13 protein-coding genes and 1 pseudogene are annotated in these 19,034 nt (G+C 33.4%); 1 reads left to right on the top strand and 13 read right to left on the bottom strand.

Annotation, left to right across the window (positions count from 1 at the left end):
* Window position 1: 1 nt before the first annotated feature.
* The 11 genes from I6U48_RS10850 to I6U48_RS10800 form a co-directional block, all read right to left on the bottom strand.
* Window positions 2-1,174 (bottom strand): MFS transporter, encoded by a 1,173-nt coding sequence (locus tag I6U48_RS10850; protein WP_218320477.1) that lies wholly within the window; start codon window positions 1,172-1,174, stop codon window positions 2-4.
* Between the two features lie 569 nt (window positions 1,175-1,743).
* Window positions 1,744-2,883 (bottom strand): uroporphyrinogen decarboxylase family protein, encoded by a 1,140-nt coding sequence (locus I6U48_RS10845; protein ID WP_218320476.1) that lies wholly within the window; start codon window positions 2,881-2,883, stop codon window positions 1,744-1,746.
* 1 nt (window position 2,884) lies between these two features.
* Window positions 2,885-3,511 carry a cobalamin B12-binding domain-containing protein gene (locus I6U48_RS10840; RefSeq protein WP_218320475.1) on the bottom strand — a complete coding sequence of 209 codons (627 nt, stop codon included), beginning with the start codon at window positions 3,509-3,511 and terminating at the stop codon, window positions 2,885-2,887.
* Window positions 3,512-3,685: 174 nt separating this feature from the next.
* The gene (locus I6U48_RS10835) at window positions 3,686-4,795 is read right to left on the bottom strand and encodes a uroporphyrinogen decarboxylase family protein (RefSeq protein WP_218320467.1); all 1,110 of its coding nucleotides are present in this window, start codon (window positions 4,793-4,795) and stop codon (window positions 3,686-3,688) included.
* Window positions 4,796-4,813: 18 nt separating this feature from the next.
* Entirely contained in the window at window positions 4,814-6,706 is a 1,893-nt protein-coding gene (locus I6U48_RS10830; RefSeq protein ID WP_218320465.1) for an oxidoreductase, read from the bottom strand.
* A gap of 81 nt (window positions 6,707-6,787) precedes the next feature.
* On the bottom strand, window positions 6,788-7,669 hold the full coding sequence (locus tag I6U48_RS10825; protein ID WP_218320463.1) for a LysR substrate-binding domain-containing protein: 882 nt from the start codon (window positions 7,667-7,669) through the stop codon (window positions 6,788-6,790).
* A gap of 700 nt (window positions 7,670-8,369) precedes the next feature.
* On the bottom strand, window positions 8,370-9,623 hold the full coding sequence (locus tag I6U48_RS10820; RefSeq protein ID WP_218320461.1) for a zinc-binding dehydrogenase: 1,254 nt from the start codon (window positions 9,621-9,623) through the stop codon (window positions 8,370-8,372).
* A gap of 20 nt (window positions 9,624-9,643) precedes the next feature.
* Complete coding sequence (gene pfkB / locus I6U48_RS10815) at window positions 9,644-10,579, bottom strand: 1-phosphofructokinase (protein ID WP_218320455.1); 936 nt, start codon at window positions 10,577-10,579, stop codon at window positions 9,644-9,646.
* A 71-nt stretch (window positions 10,580-10,650) separates the two neighbouring features.
* Window positions 10,651-11,094, bottom strand: coding sequence for a PTS mannitol transporter subunit IIA (locus I6U48_RS10810; protein WP_218320452.1), 444 nt, complete (start codon window positions 11,092-11,094; stop codon window positions 10,651-10,653).
* Window positions 11,095-13,149, bottom strand: a complete 2,055-nt coding sequence (locus I6U48_RS10805; RefSeq protein ID WP_218320451.1) for a BglG family transcription antiterminator — start codon at window positions 13,147-13,149, stop codon at window positions 11,095-11,097.
* A 24-nt stretch (window positions 13,150-13,173) separates the two neighbouring features.
* A complete protein-coding gene (locus I6U48_RS10800; RefSeq protein WP_218320450.1) occupies window positions 13,174-14,619 on the bottom strand; it encodes a PTS mannitol transporter subunit IIBC in 1,446 nt (481 codons plus the stop codon).
* 1,099 nt (window positions 14,620-15,718) lie between these two features.
* Between I6U48_RS10800 and glmS the strand changes: the two genes are divergently transcribed.
* Complete coding sequence (glmS, locus tag I6U48_RS10795; protein WP_218320448.1) at window positions 15,719-17,545, top strand: glutamine--fructose-6-phosphate transaminase (isomerizing); 1,827 nt, start codon at window positions 15,719-15,721, stop codon at window positions 17,543-17,545.
* A 264-nt stretch (window positions 17,546-17,809) separates the two neighbouring features.
* Here the strand turns inward: glmS and I6U48_RS30470 are convergent.
* Both I6U48_RS30470 and I6U48_RS10790 read right to left on the bottom strand, forming a co-directional pair.
* Window positions 17,810-17,914: pseudogene (locus tag I6U48_RS30470) on the bottom strand (diguanylate cyclase); the annotation flags it as partial.
* Window positions 17,890-19,002: an NAD(P)-dependent alcohol dehydrogenase gene (locus tag I6U48_RS10790; protein ID WP_218320447.1), complete on the bottom strand. Its 1,113-nt coding sequence runs from the start codon at window positions 19,000-19,002 to the stop codon at window positions 17,890-17,892. The gene I6U48_RS10790 and the pseudogene I6U48_RS30470, both read right to left, overlap by 25 nt.
* Between the last annotated feature and the right edge of the window lie 32 nt (window positions 19,003-19,034).

Genomic DNA, 19,034 nt, shown 5'->3' with positions numbered 1-19,034 from the left:
ACTATACACCTACCTGTGAATTTTGTGTCTTAGATGATTTTAAGTTAATCAATGTTTGAATAATAGAATAAGCCACAAGACATACAGCACCTAATACGAAAGGAAATCTCATAGATGTTATATTTAACATACGCTCAATAAAAGCAAAGAAGAAACTTGAAATGAAACCGCCTATACTCATAAATGCAATTGCTATAGAAATTGCTAGGGGTTGTGCTGATGGAGTAACTGGCATGCCAACATACATCAATATAGCTGTCATAATAAACCCAAAGCCCATTCCGACCATAGTTGATGAAACTGTGAATATAAAAACGCTGTTACCAAAGATCAATAATATATATCCTAAAGCATTTAGAATCATTCCTATGACGATAGTGTATTTTGTAGCAATGTGATATACCCGTCCAAATACTGCACCTGCCACCATTCCACCTACAGTAAACATAGTAAGCACTACTCCTGCACTAGCAGCAGTTCCTAAATTATTGGCAAGTATTAAGGATGACATACCTGTTAACATTGGGTATAATAACATTTCGTAAACCAAGAAAATTGTAGACCATACATATACCATACCAGGCATTTTCACTTTCTCCCCAACAACCTTTTCAACTTTTGCAGGCTCTGGCAATAAAAAGATAACTATTAGGAGGGGTATGACACAAAAAAGGTGAGCTAAGAAGGTATACTTCCAACCAATGGTACATAAAAACCCTCCAAGCAATTGGAATACAATACCGCCCATATTTTGAACAATGCCATTATAACCCATAAGATTTTCTATTTCTTTTCCTTCAAAAATATTCATAATAAGTGCCGCTGGAATTGGAGATCCCAAGCCACATCCAGCTCCCATCACTATTCTCATAAAAAGAATTCCGGAAAAGCTACTCATGAAGTAAGGTGCAGTACCACCAATTGTAACAAGAATTACACTAATAATTGCAAGTCCTCTAAATGTCATAACGTTTCCCGCTAATTTTCCTCCTATAATGGAAAATGGAACCGTAGCTAAAGCTGGCAGTGTAGCCACTAATACCACAATACTAAAATCTATTTGCGGGAAAGCCTGCCCTATACTTGCAAGTGCTGGTGAGGTTGTTCCTATTATCATTGCAATAAATGAGAATGAAAATATTGCAAGTATTGCTAATGACTTATTTTTACTCATCGTTCTATACCCCTTTCGCTCTTTCATTTAATTAAATTTTTATAAATTTCAAATGATCTAAAGGATAAATTAATAAACAGAACTTATGCATGTAAAATTAAGCTATTGGGCTAAAATTTTAAAATTTTTGATTTTTCAAGTAATCGTTATTGTCAAGTTCGACAACATATTTGCCTCTTTACATTTATTAGCTTTATATGATAAATTAGTAATAGAATTAAAATTATCAAACTTAACTTTAATAAATTTTTCTAAAAAATATTTTATTACATGTATTTTTTAATTGCCTTCCTATTGGATTTAAACCTAATAGAAAAATGGTAATTAAGTTTTAGTTGGGCAAAATAACTTTAGAAGAATACTGAGTGTGGAAGCTAGGTATTCCTCAAGTAACCCAAATTTATGCGTAACTTTTATCATATCTATTGCTTGCTAAACTTTAGTATGATAAGTTTCGCATTTTTCTTTTACATTATGAATTCATGCATAAGCCCCGTTTATAAATACCTTCCGTAGTCATTTTATTATCAATAAATATTATATCAACTAATGAAAGGTATCTTAATTTTTTATTTTCCTAAAGTTGCTAAAATAACAGCCTCTATATTCTCACGTTTTGCATTAGGTGGAACACTGCAGCCTGAATTCATAATGAAACCAGTATCACCGAATATTTCAATAATCTCCTTAGCATAGTTATAGCATTCTTCAGGTGTTCCTACTGATGTAAGTGCTGGTGGAACATTACCTGTAATACACATTTTATCTCCAAGTATCTCTTTCATCTTTACATTGCTAGTTATGTGATCGGGATCCCATATGCATTGAGCTTTTGGAAATTCTCTAAAGTAAGGAAGGAATCCTTCCCAATTACCATCCATATGAAACCAAGTCTTTACATTATTTGCCTGCATTGCAGGTACTACCTTTTGGTAATATGTGAAATAGAATTTTTCAAAAACCTTTGCGGATATAAAATCACAGCCTGCACGAGTTCCTCCTATGAATCCGTATACCCCTGGCATTGCTTTCATTGCCTTAACTGTATTCTCTACTTCTTCCTGTTCCATAACATCTAAAGCAGCTCTAACCTTATCTGGCATACGGTGTAAATCCCTAAAGAATTTTGGTAATTTACGTGCACCACTTAGAGTCTCAAAAGGTGGCATAGGCAGCAATCCTCCAGCCATTCCAACACTTGTTTTTCCAAGAGCAGCAACTTTCTTACCTACCTTACCCATATATTCCGGATCTGGTTTAGGCAATTTTTCTGGATCGAATCCAATTCTTTTAAAAAGCTCTTGCTTAAGCACATTCCAACCCTTATTTATAATAATGTCATAATCATCTTCTGTCATAGGTCCCTGCTCATCGATTTGCCAAAGCGCATCTTTAGCTAATTCACGTCCTGGAACCTTCATTTTTGCAAACCACATAGAAGCAAAGTTTTGCTGCATAAAATCCATTGGTACCCCAGTAGCTGCAGGAGGTGAATCCATTTCATTAAGTACAGGTAACTCGGCAGCTTTTATAAGATATTCATCTACTAATTCTTGCCTATCCCACCAATCAGATATTGTCATTGTAGGATCTATAAATTTAAAATACATCTGTCCAGAAAGCATAATTGGAATTCTATCTGGTTTCTCCATATTAAGTGCAGCCATCATTCTTTTATCACGTACTGTAGTCACTTCTTGTGGAGTCATATTATTTCACCTCCGCAAACTTTTTGCAGTAATCTACAGTACTTTGTGCATTTTTAGCTACTACATCTGCTTTTACATATTTGCCAGTAGCTTCATCAACAGGACCTCCTCCAATGAGAACCTTTACATTGTTTCTAAGTCCTTCATTTTCAATTGCCTGTATACATTCTTTCACGTTGTCGAAGCACGTAGTCAAAAGACATGATATACCAACCACTTTAGGCTTATACTGTTTGATTGCTTCAATAAATTTTGCTGTAGGAACGTCAACGCCTAAGTCTATGACTTCAAAGCCATTACTTCTCATTACAGTAGTTACAATATTTTTCCCTATATCGTGGATATCGTCATATATAGTTCCTAAAACAAATACTCCATATTTAGATTCTCCAGCTTCTCCCATTCCCCCAAGTAATTGTGAAGCTTCATTAAATACTTCCGCAGACATAATTAATTCAGATAAGAAATACTCTTTTTCCTCAAATCTCTTTCCTACGATTCCCATACCATCCTGCAAACTCTGTATAATATCCAGTGTAGGTACTCCCTGATCTAACAAGACTTTAACCTCTGAAAGTACAACATCCTCGTCAAGATTAGCCATTGCTTCAACTAATTTTTTACTCATGATAATTCCCCCTCTTAATCTAAATAATTTTTATTATTAATTTTTTAATAATATAAAATTGTTTCTGTTCCAATATCAGTATATTACGAATATTCCAATTATAAAACTTACACACTGTTGAATTTCGCTATATTTATTTACGCACAATGTAGTTAATATAATACATATTATGATTTATTTGCCATAGACAGTTTCTAACATAGCTCTTACATTTTCAGGCTTAGCATTTGCAGGAAGCATACAACCTGCAGCCATAATAAATCCTATAGGTCCTACTTCAGTCATTAATCTCATGCAATAATCATGTACTTCCTCCGATGTACCTAATGTCAATAATGAAGGTGATACATCACCCATTATGCACATATGACCATCCAAAACTTTTTTTGCTTTGAAAATATCTGTTGTACTATCTGGTGAAAAAATACATTTAGCCTTTGGAAGTTCAAGAAAATAATCCAGAAAACGATTCCATGACATATCTAAATGGAGATATGCAAAAGATCCTTCCTCGACTATAACATCAACAATTTTTTTAAAGTACGGCCAAAAGAGACGATCAAATAATTTTGTAGATAAAAAATCTCCTGCAGCACGCGCTCCTCCTACAAATACTGTAAGCGGCTTAGTAGCACGTATTTGCTGTCTTAAACCTTCTATAGTCTCTTCTAAAATCACATCAAAAGCTGCCTGTAATTTGTCAGGCATTTTATGCAGATCTCTCATGAACTTGGATATTGATCGAGCTCCACTTATGGTATCAAAAGGCGGCAAAGCTAATGCTGGTGTTAAAATTACATATCCCGCATCTGTAATTTTTTTGTTTATTTTAGGAGCTAATGGCATGAAATATTCAATATCCTTAGCAAGATTTCCTAATCTATTTTTAATAAAATCTCTTGAAAAATAATTCCAGCCTTTGTCTATAATAGTATCATAATCTTCTACTGTCATTAGTCCCTTTTCATCAAGCTGCCAAAGCATATCATCAGGAAGTTCTCTTCCTGGAAGCTTAGTTGGTGAGAGATATACAGTACCCATCAAAGCTGGGTAATCTGCACCGCCTTGGATACAATCTATATCTCCAAGCGACTGTACTCCTTTTAAAACAAGGTCATTCCCATACTCTACATCCTTTATTAAATCAGATAATTTTCCACCTGCGTGTCTAACACAAAAAGCAGCAGAATTCATCGAAATAGGTGGTCTATCATTCTTTTCTAAGGTTATTGCAGCCTTTATCCTGTTTAAATGTTCATTGTACAATTCCTGTCCAGTCTTCATAATAACACATCCTCCTTTTTATAATTCCATTGCAGCATCAAAGCCAGTTCTTGTTGCATTCCACAAAGTTCCACCTTTTGTATTACAATCTCCAATAGCATAAGTTTCTTCTACTAGGTCTCTAAATAATTCAACTTGTTCTTTATCAGCCCTCACCCCTAAAGATAGAATTACAGTATCACATGGAATAATTTTCTTATTTCCATTCTTATCTTCTATAACAGCTCCTTCCATTGTTACATCGGATAACTTAACTTCACAAATAAAGGTGACACCTGCTTTTTTAAGCAACTCCTTCAGTCCAATCATGCTAATTTGTATACCATCAGCACCTATCTTTTCTTCTGGAATTATATCTATAACTTTAACTTTCTTGCCCTCTTCTGCTAAGGAAAGAGCAGCTTCTAAGCCAGTAAACCCAGCTCCTACAATTACAACATCTTCACCTACTGGTATCTTCCTTAATTCTACATCTCCAACCCAAACAACTTTATCTGTACCACTTAAAGTAAACTTAGGAATGATAGGTTTTGCCCCAACTCCAATTAGAACGACATCAGGATTTTCTCCAAGTATATTTTCAGGAGTTGCTAATTTATTAAGCTTGACTTCTATTTTAGGGTCACTCATAACGGTTCTTACTGACCAATCAAGGTAATCTTTTAAATCCTTTTTAAATAATGCAGTGGTAGCCATTCTTAACGCTCCACCTAATTCACTGTTTTTCTCATAAATGACTACAGTATGACCTTTCTTTGAGGCTATTCTAGCAGCCTCAAGACTTGATGGTCCTCCACCAATTATGACTACTTTCTTACTGTGTCTAGCCCATGCAATCTCAGGAAATTGAGTTTCCCTACCTATTAATGGATTAACGGCACATCTTAATCGTATGAATTGTGTATGTGTTCTATTAATACAAGTGTTACAACGTACACATGGTCTCGTCTGATCACTTTTGCCTTTATAAGCATTACTTACGCAGTTTGTATCTGCTAAAATATTCCTTATCATGGCTACTACATCTACAGCGCCACTTGAAATGGCTTTTTCTGCAGTTTCTAAATCAAAGCTTCCAACTACGGATACTGGAATATTCAATTCTTTTTTAAACCTTTTAGCTGCCTCTAAATTCATTGCACGTGGAAAATATGTCGGTTGAAATATATATGGTAATAATACTTTTTCTTCAAGTAATCCTCTTGATACATGAATAATATCGATTTTGTCTTGAATTTTCTTTGCATATTCTAAAGTTTCTTCTATCTCAGAATTACCTTCTAATAATTCTTCTGCACTTATTCGATATTCAATTGCTATTCTATTTCCTACCTTTGCACGTATTGCTTCTAGTAGTTCTTGTCCAAATCTACATCTATTTTTAAAAGACCCACCATATTCATCAGTTCTATGATTATGTTTTTTTGAAAAAAACATAGCTGGAACGTTTCCATGTCCGCCATGAATCATAATCATATCAAAGCCAGCAATCATACATCTCTCAGCAGCATTTGCGAATAACTCTATTATATGTTTAATTAATTTCTTACTACTTCCCGTCGCCACAACTTCAGGCGGCGTAAGCATATATTGTCCCGATATTAATTCTATACTTGCTAATGCTCCATATCTATGAATTACTTCTACAATATCAGCTAAATCAGATATATATAGTGAATTTCCAACATTAGTAACAGGTACTCCTGAACTTTGTTCATCTACTGATGAAACTCCCAGAGTAACAATTCCAGCTCCTGATTTAGATAATGATTTTAAATAAGCCAAAAATTCGGGAGTGTTTCCACCATCTCTTGAACATAAAAACGCTCCTGCTGGTGCGACTTCAATACGATTTTTAGCTATAACGTTTCCAATGTGTATGGGTTTAAAAATATCAGAATTTTTATCCATAATATTCCTCCTTTACTATGCTTTTATTGTACCATCTCCTTTTGTTTATTAAAAATACAATAAAACAATGCATCTATAAGATTAACTTATAGATGCTTCTTTAACAAATAACTCCACACAAGGATTTGTATTATCCCTTAAATAGGCTAAACAAAATTTAATAGGATGGGGTTCTCCTTCTATTTCCACAAAAGAAACTTTAGATCTATTTAGTTTCTTAACTATCTTAGGTACAATACTTATACCCATATTTAAATCTATCATCAGATTTAATATACTGCCATCTGGTACAGTCATAATAGATTTAGGAATGATGTTATGTTTACTGTAAAACTCGCAAAAATACTTGTAATTCTTTGTTTTTTCTTTATACTCTATCATTATATTATTTTCTCCAGCAAGCTCTTCTCTAGAAACAGCGGATTTACTTGCTAAATCGTTGTCAGAATTCATCATAGCACAAGCATCTTCTTCAAACATTATTTTGTAAGCAATACTTTTTAAATTCTCAATATCATAGGGCCATGTGAATACAACGTCGTAAATCTTATTTTCTAATTGTTTCCTTATTTCTTCGATGGATGCTTTTTTAAATTTAACATCAATTAATGGATACATTCCCTTAAATTTGTTTAATATCTGTGGCAAAAATAGTTCTTCTACGTCTCCGCACACTCCAATTGTTATCATCCCTTTAAATCCGTAGGCAATATTTTCAGCTTTCTTTACTGCATTTTTATATCTCTCTACTACACTTTTTATTTCTTCGTAAAATATTTTTCCAGCCTCAGTAAGTTCAACACTTCTACTACTTCTTTTAAACAATTGAAATCCAACTTCCTGTTCTAATGAAGTAATCTGCTGACTAATTGCTGGCTGTGCTAAATAACATTCTTGTGCTGCTTTAGTAAAATTTAAATGATTTGCTACACTTAAAAAATAAATAAGCTTATTTATTTGCATAATTACAATCATTTCCTTCCTAATTTCAACTTCAAAATGCTTTAAGCTTTCTAAATTTAATAACATTATACAACATATGGAAGCCACTAATTAGATACTTATAATATCAAATTAGTGGCTAAAAACTGTACTTACAATACAGTTCTAAAATTAGGAAAAGCTGCTTTTATTCTATAGGGTCGCACGGCCGAAAATTATATAGACAACCACGGCTGACATTTAACTTATAAAGAATATCTATTGGTAACAATTAACACAAATTAAATATTTTTAGATGACAGAGAAGGAGGATTTTTCTTCCACTACACTACGAAAAATCTTTAATTTAAAAGAAACTCCTGCTCTCTTGTTTCGCAGGGGTACTACCTGAGTATCTGAATAAGCGATGTTTTGTATTACTTTTATAATTTTAACTTTATAAACTTTTTAGGATATAAGAAGGGCTGTTACATTATTTAAACATCTACACCAGACACTTAACTTATACGCAGGTATATGTTTCCAAAGCTGAAAGCACATATAAAAACTTTTTGTCAGTCTTAGCGAAGCATTTTAGAAAATCTTCTTAGATTTTCAAAATGCTGAGCTTTAGATTGACAAAAAGTTTTTATCGTGCCGAAGCTTGGAAACATATGCCGGAGTATAAGTTAAGTGTCGGCCGTGTATGTCTATAATTGTAACAGCCCCATTCTCCTTATAACTATTTGCTTAAATTTGAAAGTAAATATTTTTCTGCTTCTGCACACCATAGTCCATTGTTTTTCTTTACTATCTCATCTAGTTTTGCAAAAACAGGATTTGTTTTTCCCTTTTCTTCAAAGTCTTCTATTGCTGTAAGCTCTAAGTCTATATTTGTATATATAAGCTTCTTTCCTCCTGGAATCTTTGGAAGCTTTAAAGTAGCTTCTGCTACACAATCAAGTCCTCCTATATGAGTTACCATAACTGATGGATTTATTAAATTAGACTCAGTCATTTTTAAGGATTCAATCATATCATCTGTATTTCCACCGCTTGTCCCAACAATATGAGTTGATGAATAGTGCACGTTGTAGAAGTTAAACTTTGCTGAGAAGCTTGTATCTGTCGGTCCTGCAAAGAAGTTCAAGCAGCCATCTCTTGCTAATATCTTGTCTGCTTGTTCTAATAATGGTTCTACCGGAGCATAAACATATACATCATCATAACCAGTATTTCCTGAAAGCTCTTTTAAGTATGCAGGAACATCTTCTATTTCCTTAGTATTTGCAAATATTAGCTCAACACCCTTTTGGTTTGACTCTGCAAATATAGCTTTTGCTCTTTCAATTCTTTTCTCATCTATATCTGTTACTACAAGCATTGATGGTTTTCTATCGCAGTTAAGTATATATTCTATTGCACCAAGTCCCATTGGTCCTGTTCCTGCAAGCAGAGCCATCTTTCCGCCTTCTTTAATTCCCATATTATATTCGTATTTTCCTGGCACTGTATGATAGTTAGCATGGAAGGCTCCTATTATACAAGACATTGGCTCCGCTAAGGATGCATCATAGTAGGATTCACCATCATAATGTAGAAGGCATCCAAGTTCCATAACTTCATGAGGTATTATAGTGTAAGTAGCATCTCCACCAAAGTAAGGATATGAATATCCAGGTGATGCCTGACTTCCTTTATAATTTAGAGCAGGCTGTATAGCAAATTTTTCGCCTTCTTTAAACTGATCTTTCCATTTGGAACCAACCTTTATTATATTACCTGCAAATTCATGTCCTATTATTACAGGATTAGTAGCTACATCATTAGGAACTCTTTTGTGATCTTCTCCCTGAATAGCAGCCTTATAAGAAGACATACATAAACTATCTGTAATAACTTGTACCAATATTTCATCATCTTTTATTTCTGGTAATTCAAATTCCTCTAATCTTAGATCATTTTTTCCATAAAGTCTTACTGCTTTAGTTTTCATTATAAATTCTCCTCTTTTCTCTAATAATTTATATATTCAAATTGCACTAAATTTTCTAAGTTCATAACAGTATCTATATCTGCTGCCTGTGTTCCTTCTGTCATAACACTAGCAGTTCCACAGGCTACTGCAAGTCTTACTGCTTTTTCAAAGTCATATCCTTTATCCATAGCAAGCGCAAGTGCTGCCACCATGGAGTCACCGGCACCAACTGTGCTTTTAACCTCTACCTTTATTCCTTTAGCTAAGACTACAAGTTCTTTTTTTACAAATAATGCTCCATCTTCTCCAAGAGAAACTACTACAATTTTTACACCTTGACTAAGCAGTTCCTTAGATAGTTTTACTGCTTTTTCTATGCTGTCAATTTTTTGTCCAAATAGTCCTTCAAGTTCGTGAATATTAGGTTTTACAAGATAAGGAGCCGCCTTTATACCTTGCTTAAATAATTCACCATCTGCATCTAAAATTGTCTTTATATTTTTCTCTTTAGCTTTTTCTATCCATGTTTTGTATATGCTTTTATCAACATTCTTAGGAATACTTCCTGATAAAACTACTATGGAATTTTCATCTGAACTTTCGTAGAACTTGTTCCATAGCTTATCAATGTTTTCATTAGATATCATAGGTCCAATTTCATTTATATCTGTATTAGTGTGACTTACTGGATCTACTACTTTTGTATTTATTCTTGTTTCTCCTTCTACAAATACAAAATCATTCTTTATTTTTATAGAGTCTAGATATTCCTTTATGAACTCTCCGTTTTTTCCTGCTAATATTCCAATTGCTCTACTCTTTCCACCTAAACTCTGTATAACCTTAGATACATTTATTCCTTTACCGCCTGCATCAACTCTGCTGCTTGAAATTCTATTTACACTGCCTATTCTAAAAGTATCTATTTCTATTGTCTTATCTACTGCAGGGTTTAAAGTAATTGTTGTAATCATAGTTTCACTCCAATCATTGCTAATTTTATTGAAAATATTAAGTCATTTGTGGTAGTGAATAATAAAAGCTACTATTCACTATCACTGTCCATAATAAGCTTTATTATTTCCTCTTTATCTTTTGAATCTATTAATTTCTGTACACTTTTTTCATCCTGACATGCTATAGCTATCTTAGACAATATAGCCATATGATCATCATTTTTTCCTGCAATTCCTATAACAAGATAAGCTGTATTACCTTCTCCAAAATCTACTCCTTCAGGATACTGAGCTATTACTATTCCTGAATTTTTGATATATTTTATATATTGATTCATTCCATGGGGTATTGCTACACCATTACCGATGTAGGTTGTAATATCGGCCTCTCTTTTTTTCATACCTTCTATATAATCTTTTTCTACATATCCATTTTGTACGAGTAGATTTCCAACTCTTTCTATAGCTTTAGTTTTTGTTTCAGTTTCTACATTTAGTGCGATATTTTCTTCATTTAATACTGTTAAATTCATTTAGATTTCCTCCTCATTCAATACTCTAATTATAGAGTTTCTTAAATCTTTAATATCTCCTAATCTCAAGGTTTCAGTGAAAGCTTTGCTTTCAATTAAAGCAATACTTATTTTTCCCATCTGTTCAAGAACATAGCTTTGCTCGTTCTTCCTTGCTAGTAACACTATAAAGGCATCTACATTTTCATCTTCAAATCCACTGCTTTTTAGTTTCATAGGATTTTTTAGTCTATATACCCCTAAAAGAGGAGCTTTTACAGTATCGGATCTTGTATGCAGCAAGGCTAAATGACAATCTGGAATAACTACGCTTCCTAATTCTTCTCTTTTAAATATTAGATGCTCAATTTCTTCTTTATCAATTATTAATTCCTTATCGTCCAAACTTCTAGCTATTGACTTAACTAAAGCTTCAAAGGAATCAGTATCAATAACCTCAAGTTGTAAATTTTTTAATATATCATTAATCACGTTATATTCGTCTATTATTGAGTTCTCATTTTTTTCTTCTCCAGGTAATGAGGTAATGTTATTCAGCACACTATTACCTGAAAGATGCAGCTTAATAAAATTATTAATTTTATCTATATCTTCGTTTTGCAGAAAGGGCGAAACAGTTATTATATTTTTCTTATTTGTAGTTCCATCAATACTAACTGTTGATAGAACCATATCGTAGTTAGTATCAACTTCTGTCCATTCCCTAATGGAAGATATAGTAACGGATTCTATTTGCGGTATTGCTTCTTTGATTTTATGTGACAATATCCGAGCAGTCCCTGTGCCGCTAGGACAAATTACCAGCGCAGACAATTTATTTTTATGAGCATTACTTCTTTCTATAGCTGCTCCTATATGCATAGTTATATAGCCTATTTCATCTTGAGACATAGTGATGTTATATTTTGAGAATACCAACCTGCAGGCATAGTCCACTGCTTTAAATAAATCTCCATAGTATTGTTTAATTTCATCCACTAGTGGATTTCTTGCCTGTATGCCCATGTTGATTCTATATAAAGCCGGATTAAAATGTTGTGTTAACCCTAAAATTAATTGCTCATCACATTCTATTTTTATATTTAGTTTCTTTGCCACCTCGTATACAACCTCAGAAGATAAGTCTTCTAGAGGAATGCCTAATTCTTTAAATTTTCCGTCAGTTTTATAAATATATTTATTTCCCATGAGTTGAATAGCCATGTAAGCTAATTCTCTGTCTGAAATGTCTATATTTACTGAAAGTAAATATTCCTTTATCTCTTGATTAAAAGAAAATTCATTAGATGATAAAACATCCTGTACTAAGTATGCTGGCAATTCTATTGAAGAACTAAGTTTAGTCTTTTTTAAGGACAACAAAACGTGAATAAAGGAAGTAAAATAAGCTATGTCATCCTTATTGGTTACTATTTTATTATTGATTGATTCAAGCAAATTTTTTGTAATTCCTATAAGTTCTTCACTAAAAATAGTTTTAAAAAAAGCATTTATAGCAGGGTCAGTCTTACTACCATATACAAAAGCGAGTAACTCATCAATTGGTTTATATTCGTAAATTAATTTAATAAATGAACTTCTCTTGTTCCATTCAGAACCTTCAACTATTATGCCCTGACCTCTTTTTCTGCTAAGTAAAAGGTTATGAGCATTTAGCCATTGCTCAATTTTATCCATATAAAGACTTATACTTCCCTCAACAACATTAAATTGATAGCTAAAGTAAGCAGATTTATATGGTTCATGCGCTACTAAAAGCTGTGCTGTTATGAGTAATATCCTCTGTTCCTGTGTTAACAACCACTGCAAAGGAATGCCTCCCAGCGATTTCTTTACATCTTTTAAAGCTTCTTCTTCGCCCTTTATATATAAATTTGAGCTCTCTTCGTAAATTAATAAATCTTTATCAGATAAAACCTTATTAATTGCCGATAAATCTCTTGATATTGTTCTGCTGCTTACATCAATTTGTTGGGAAAGGTCTTTGATGTTCAAAGACCCTTTCTCTATTATTGAATTTAAAATGAATTTCTGTCTGGCAGTTAAGTCCATCATAATTTTCACCGCCATTCGTTATTATTATTTTTTTAGAGTTTCAATGAATTTGTCATAAGTTGTATTATCAAGAAAATTCTTAACAGTTACAATTTTCGCATCAGGTGCTACCTGTTTTGCTCTTCCTACAAGGCCTTCCTGAGTAAACACTACTTCTGCTTCCTTCGGAATTTCATTAACTGCTGAATGCTTTACAACTATACTAAGTCCTGCATCCTTTATCTTTTTCTTAAGTATAGATTCCCCCATTGCAGATGAACCCATACCAGCATCACATGCAAATACTATTAAGTTCGGAATTTCTATAGATTTTTCCTCTATTTTTTCAACATTCTGAGTTTTTTGTCCTTTGCTTTCTGCTTTTAGATTTGAAACCAAATTCTTAGCGTCATCAAAGGAATCATCATCAACTTCCACATTACTTCTCTTAAGAAGAACTGATGCTATTAAGAATGAAACTACTGCACCAACCGCTATACCAGTTATAACCGGTAAGAAGCCACCTTTGGGACACATTGCAAGTTCTGCAAATATACTACCAGGGGAAGGTGGTGCTACAAGTCCAGCTTTAGTTACTACAAATGTTAAGTCAGCAGCCATTCCACCGCCTATTACAGCAAGTATTAGTATTGGCTTCATTAAAACATATGGGAAATATATTTCATGAATACCACCTAGGAAATGAATTATAGCAGCACCAGGTGCAGATTGTTTTGCATTTCCTTTACCATATAACATATAAGCTACTAGTAAACCCAAACCTGGACCTGGATCGGATTCAAGCAAGAAGAATATAGATTTTCCAGCTGTTTTTACTTGCTCAATACCTAGTGGAGAAAATACGCCATGATTTATTGCATTATTTAAGAATAATATCTTACCTGGTTCAACTAATATTGCTATAAAAGGTAATAATCCTTTCTGTGTTATAAATAGAGCTGCTCCCCCAATGGCAACAGATACACTGTTTACAACTGGGCCAATGAAGGATGATCCTAATAATGTAAGTAATCCACCTAAAATTCCTGCTGAAAAGTTGTTTACCAACATTTCAAATCCAGTTGGAACTTTTCCTTCAATCAGTTGATCAAATTTTTTAATTAGATATCCTCCGAGTGGTCCCATTATCATTGCACCAAGAAACATAGGTATTGAAGCTCCTATAATAACTCCCACAGTTGCTACCGCACCAACAACACTTCCTCTAACACCATAAACTAACTTACCACCAGTATAACCAATCAATATAGGTAACAAATAAGTGATCATAGGACCTACTAATTTAGCAAAAGCTTCATTAGGCCACCAACCAGTTGGAATAAATATTGCTGTTATAAGTCCCCAAGCTATAAATGCTCCGATATTAGGTAATACCATACCTGAAAGAAATCCACCAAACTTCTGCAACTTAGCTTTACTATTTCCACCTTTATTTAAGGTGCTATCTGATGAGTTTTTAGAAAGTTCCATTATTTTTTAACCCCCTCGGTTTGATTTGTCTTGATGACTATACTTTAAAAGAAAGTAAACGTTTTTTCAATATGCAGTACTTTAATGTTGGCAATGCAATTTCGTGACAAATCTGAAATATCCGGTCTGTATTTTTTGCAAGCTATAATACTTCAATTTTGACATTTTAACACCATGACAATATTGAAGTAGATGCATCTCCTTCTGTATTGACGAAAATCCATTAATGAAAATATAATTAGTTTGTAACTCATTAAAGAAAAACAGGAATAATCTATATTATTGGAGGTTAGTTTTAAGTATATACATTAACAAAGCGCCAGAATTTACGAGCTGGTTACTTACTTAAAGTATTAATTATGGAGTTGTGCATTATTATAGACAAATACAGCCAACACTTAACTTATACTCCGGGATATATTGGCATTCTTCCGGCACAATAAATACTTTTGATAAGTCTAAGGCTCAGTATTTTGAAAGTCTAAGAACCATTGATAAACTCGTACCTCAAACATATCAATAGCCCTAAGACTTTCTAAAATACTTCGCTAAGACTTATAACAAAAGTATTTAAGTGTGCCTTCCAGAATGTCAATATATCCCTGCGTACAATTTAAGTGTCTGGTTTAGGTATCTATATATAGAACTGCAACAGAAAGTAAATTTATACGCAGGGAGATGTTTCCAAAGCTGAAAGCACATATAAAAACTTTTTTGTCATTCTTAGCTCAGTATTTTAGAAAATCTTAGATGCTTTGATGTGTCTGAGGTACGAGTTTATCAAAGTGTCTTAGATTTTCAAAATACTGAGCTTTAGAATGATTAAAAGTTTTTATAGTGCCGAAGCTTGGGGACATCTCCCGGAGGATAAGTTTACTTTCGGCCGTAGTTACCTACATAGGTAGCTACGCTCGTAAATTGACGAGGATAGGGTTTATCGATTATTCGGCGGATGCCCTACGGTATAAGCACTACCGTTAACAATTGACAAAACTAAGAAGTAATTCTTAGTACAAAACAATTAGGTGCTAGTAAATCTGTTTTTCCTTTTTTTGAGTTAAATCTTAAATTTAGACGTGAAAAAGAAAGGAAGATTTTTATGTGCGGTATAGTAGGTTATGTTGGAAAGAAAGAGGCTTCACCTATTTTGGTTGAAGGTCTATCAAAACTAGAGTATAGAGGTTATGATTCAGCTGGTATAGCAGTTATTGATAAAGATGTTATAGAAATCTCCAAATGTAAGGGAAGGCTTGCAAACCTTAAGGACAAGTTAGATACTAGTCCAGTTAAGGGTAAAATAGGAATCGGCCATACAAGATGGGCAACTCACGGTGAACCATCTGATATAAATTCACATCCTCATACAAGTGAAAATGGTTCTATAAGCGTTGTTCATAATGGAATTATAGAAAATTATCTTCATTTGAGAGAATGGCTTTCTTCAAAAGGATACAAATTTTATTCTGAGACAGATACAGAGGTTATACCAAATCTAATCTGCCATTTTTATAATGGTGATTTATTGGATGCAGTTATGAAGGCCGTTTCAAAAATGGAAGGAAGCTATGCTCTGGGTGTTGTGTCCTGCGATGAACCTGATAAAATAGTTGCAGTAAGAAAAGACAGCCCTCTTGTAGTTGGAGTTGGCACTGATGAATTCTTTATAGCATCAGATGTTCCAGCCATTTTGAACAGAACTAGGGATGTTTATTATTTGAATGATAAGGAATTTGTAGTGCTAAATGATGCTGGTGTAAAAATTTATTCTCCCGAAGGTGATGAGATAAAAAAGGAACTTGTCACTGTAACTTGGGATGCAGATGCAGCTGAAAAAGGCGGCTATGAACATTTTATGATAAAGGAAATTCATGAACAACCAAAGGCAATTAGGGATACTATGACTTCTAGAATAATACCTGGACAGCCTATAACTCTTGATAATATAAAGATGACAAAAGCTGATATAGAGAATATTGATAGAATATACATAGTTGCTTGCGGAACTGCTTATCATGCTGGTGTTGTCGGAAAATACGTTATTGAAAAATTGGCTAAAATACCTGTAGAAATAGATATTGCTTCTGAATTCAGATACAGAGATCCTATTATAAATGAAAAAACCTTAATGATTGCTCTAAGCCAGTCTGGAGAGACTGCTGATACTTTAGCTGCTTTGAGAGAAGCTAAAACTAAGGGGGCAAGGGTTATAGCAATAACTAATGTGGTTGGAAGCTCAATTGCAAGAGAAGCAGATGATGTTATATATACTTGGGCAGGACTAGAAATAGCTGTTGCCTCTACAAAAGCATACACTACTCAATTAATTTTAATGTATGTAGTTGCTCTTTATTTTGCACAACATAAAAATACTTTAGGAGTGGATGAAATAGAAAAAATAAAGAATGAAATGCTTTCTCTTCCTGAAAAGGTTTCTGAAGTATTAAAACATAAAGAAGTACTGCAAAAATTCGCAGCAAATAATTACATGCATAAGGATATGTTCTTCCTTGGAAGAGGCCTTGATTACGCTGTTGCCATGGAAGGTTCTTTAAAGACTAAGGAAATATCTTATATTCATTCAGAAGCTTATGCTGGTGGAGAATTAAAACATGGTACTATCGCTTTAATAGAAAAAGGAACTGCTGTAATTGCTATTGCTACCCAAGAAAGCTTATATGGTAAAATGATAAGCAATGTTAAAGAGGTAACCACTAGAGGTGCTAATGTTCTTGGTTTTGCACTTGAAGGTAATACATCTATAGAAAGCACTGTAGACTCAGCTTTCTATTTGCCAAAAACTATAGATATATTATCACCTGTACTCTCAGTTATACCACTTCAACTTGTTGCTTATTATATGGCTATACAAAAAGGGTGCGATGTTGATAAGCCAAGGAATTTAGCTAAATCTGTAACTGTGGAATAGTTATATAGCAAACTATTCACAAATTGTAACTTTGCAATAAAGATTGATTTTTTTAAAAACAGATAATTATTTTTACGAAATTTAGTCATTTTAAAGGTAATATCTTAATCAATATTTTTTACAAACCAACACAAATTTTGTGAATTATAATAGCAAACGAAATAAGTTATGGCAACAAATGGAATAACCATTTGGTACAAAAACAAAAAAGTAGAAGAACCTTGATAACTCAGGGTTCTTTGCTACAGTAAAAATAGTCATTTGGTATATAAAATCTTTTGCATTGTTTGTTAGCAATTGTGGAATCAAAACTAGATCTTGATTATTTTTAGGTAAAATATCCTTTAATTCTCGTGTTTTAAGCCTGTCATTTTTAGTACAGCTTTAATTACCTTTCCGTTGTGAGAATCCTCAAAGGCTTTATTAATGTCTTCAAAATTATAGAATTTAATTAATTTATCAAATGGGAATTTACCTTCTTTATAGTACTGAATTAATTTAGGAATAAATAACTTTGGAACGGAATCTCCTTCTACAATGCCGATTAGGGATTTTGCTTCACCCATTAATTCTTCTTGTACATTAATAGTCATATCACCAGTTGCCCCTAACACTACTGCAGTACCTAAAAAACGAACACAAGCCAGGGCCTTCTTTACAAAATCACCAACACCCGTAGTATCAATTGCATAGTGGCAGCCACCATTTGTTATTTTTTTTATTTCACCAACTATATCGTCAGTTTCTTTTCTGTTTATAGTATGAGTTGCTCCAAGCTCCTTTGCAAGTTCTAAGCTAGTTGTATTTCCTCCTACTGCAATAATTTTTGAACAACTCGTAATTTTAGCTGCCATAATAGCACTCATTCCTACAGTTCCGCATCCAAACACAGCAATAGTAGATCCAAAGCTTGGTTTTAATCTATTTAATACAGCACCAGCACCAGTTTGTATACCACACCCTAAAGGTCCTACCAATGCAAGTTCTATATCATCGTCAACTTTTACTGCACTATTTTGATTTACTACTGCATAAGTTGCAAATGAGGATTGACCAAAGAAAGAAGATATTTCTTGTCCATTATAAGAAAGGCGCTTTGTGCCATCACTCATAACACCACCAAAATTAATATCGTTAAAGCTCTCACACGCATGTTGGTGTGCATTTAAACAATTTTCACAATATCCACAATATCCAAATGAGAACCCAACATGGTCACCTTTCTTAAACTCAGTAACAGCTCTACCAACCTCTTCTACAATACCGCAGCCTTCATGTCCAAATACTGCTGGTAGCGGTACTGGAATTACTTGCATTTTTGCGACTTCATCAGTATGGCACACACCACTAGCTACTATTTTTACAAGTATTTCATTATCCTTTGGTGCTGCTAATTCTACCTCTTCAATTTTAAAATCTTGTCCTTTTTCATGAACTACTGCCGCTTTTATTTTCATAAAAACACTCCCTTCTCTAAATGAATTTCTAA

The organism is Clostridium thailandense (genome assembly GCF_019207025.1).
GTDB lineage: Bacteria > Bacillota > Clostridia > Clostridiales > Clostridiaceae > Clostridium_AM > Clostridium_AM thailandense.
The sequence above is the reverse complement of the archived record's forward strand: the minus strand, read 5'-3'. Positions and strand labels throughout refer to the sequence as shown.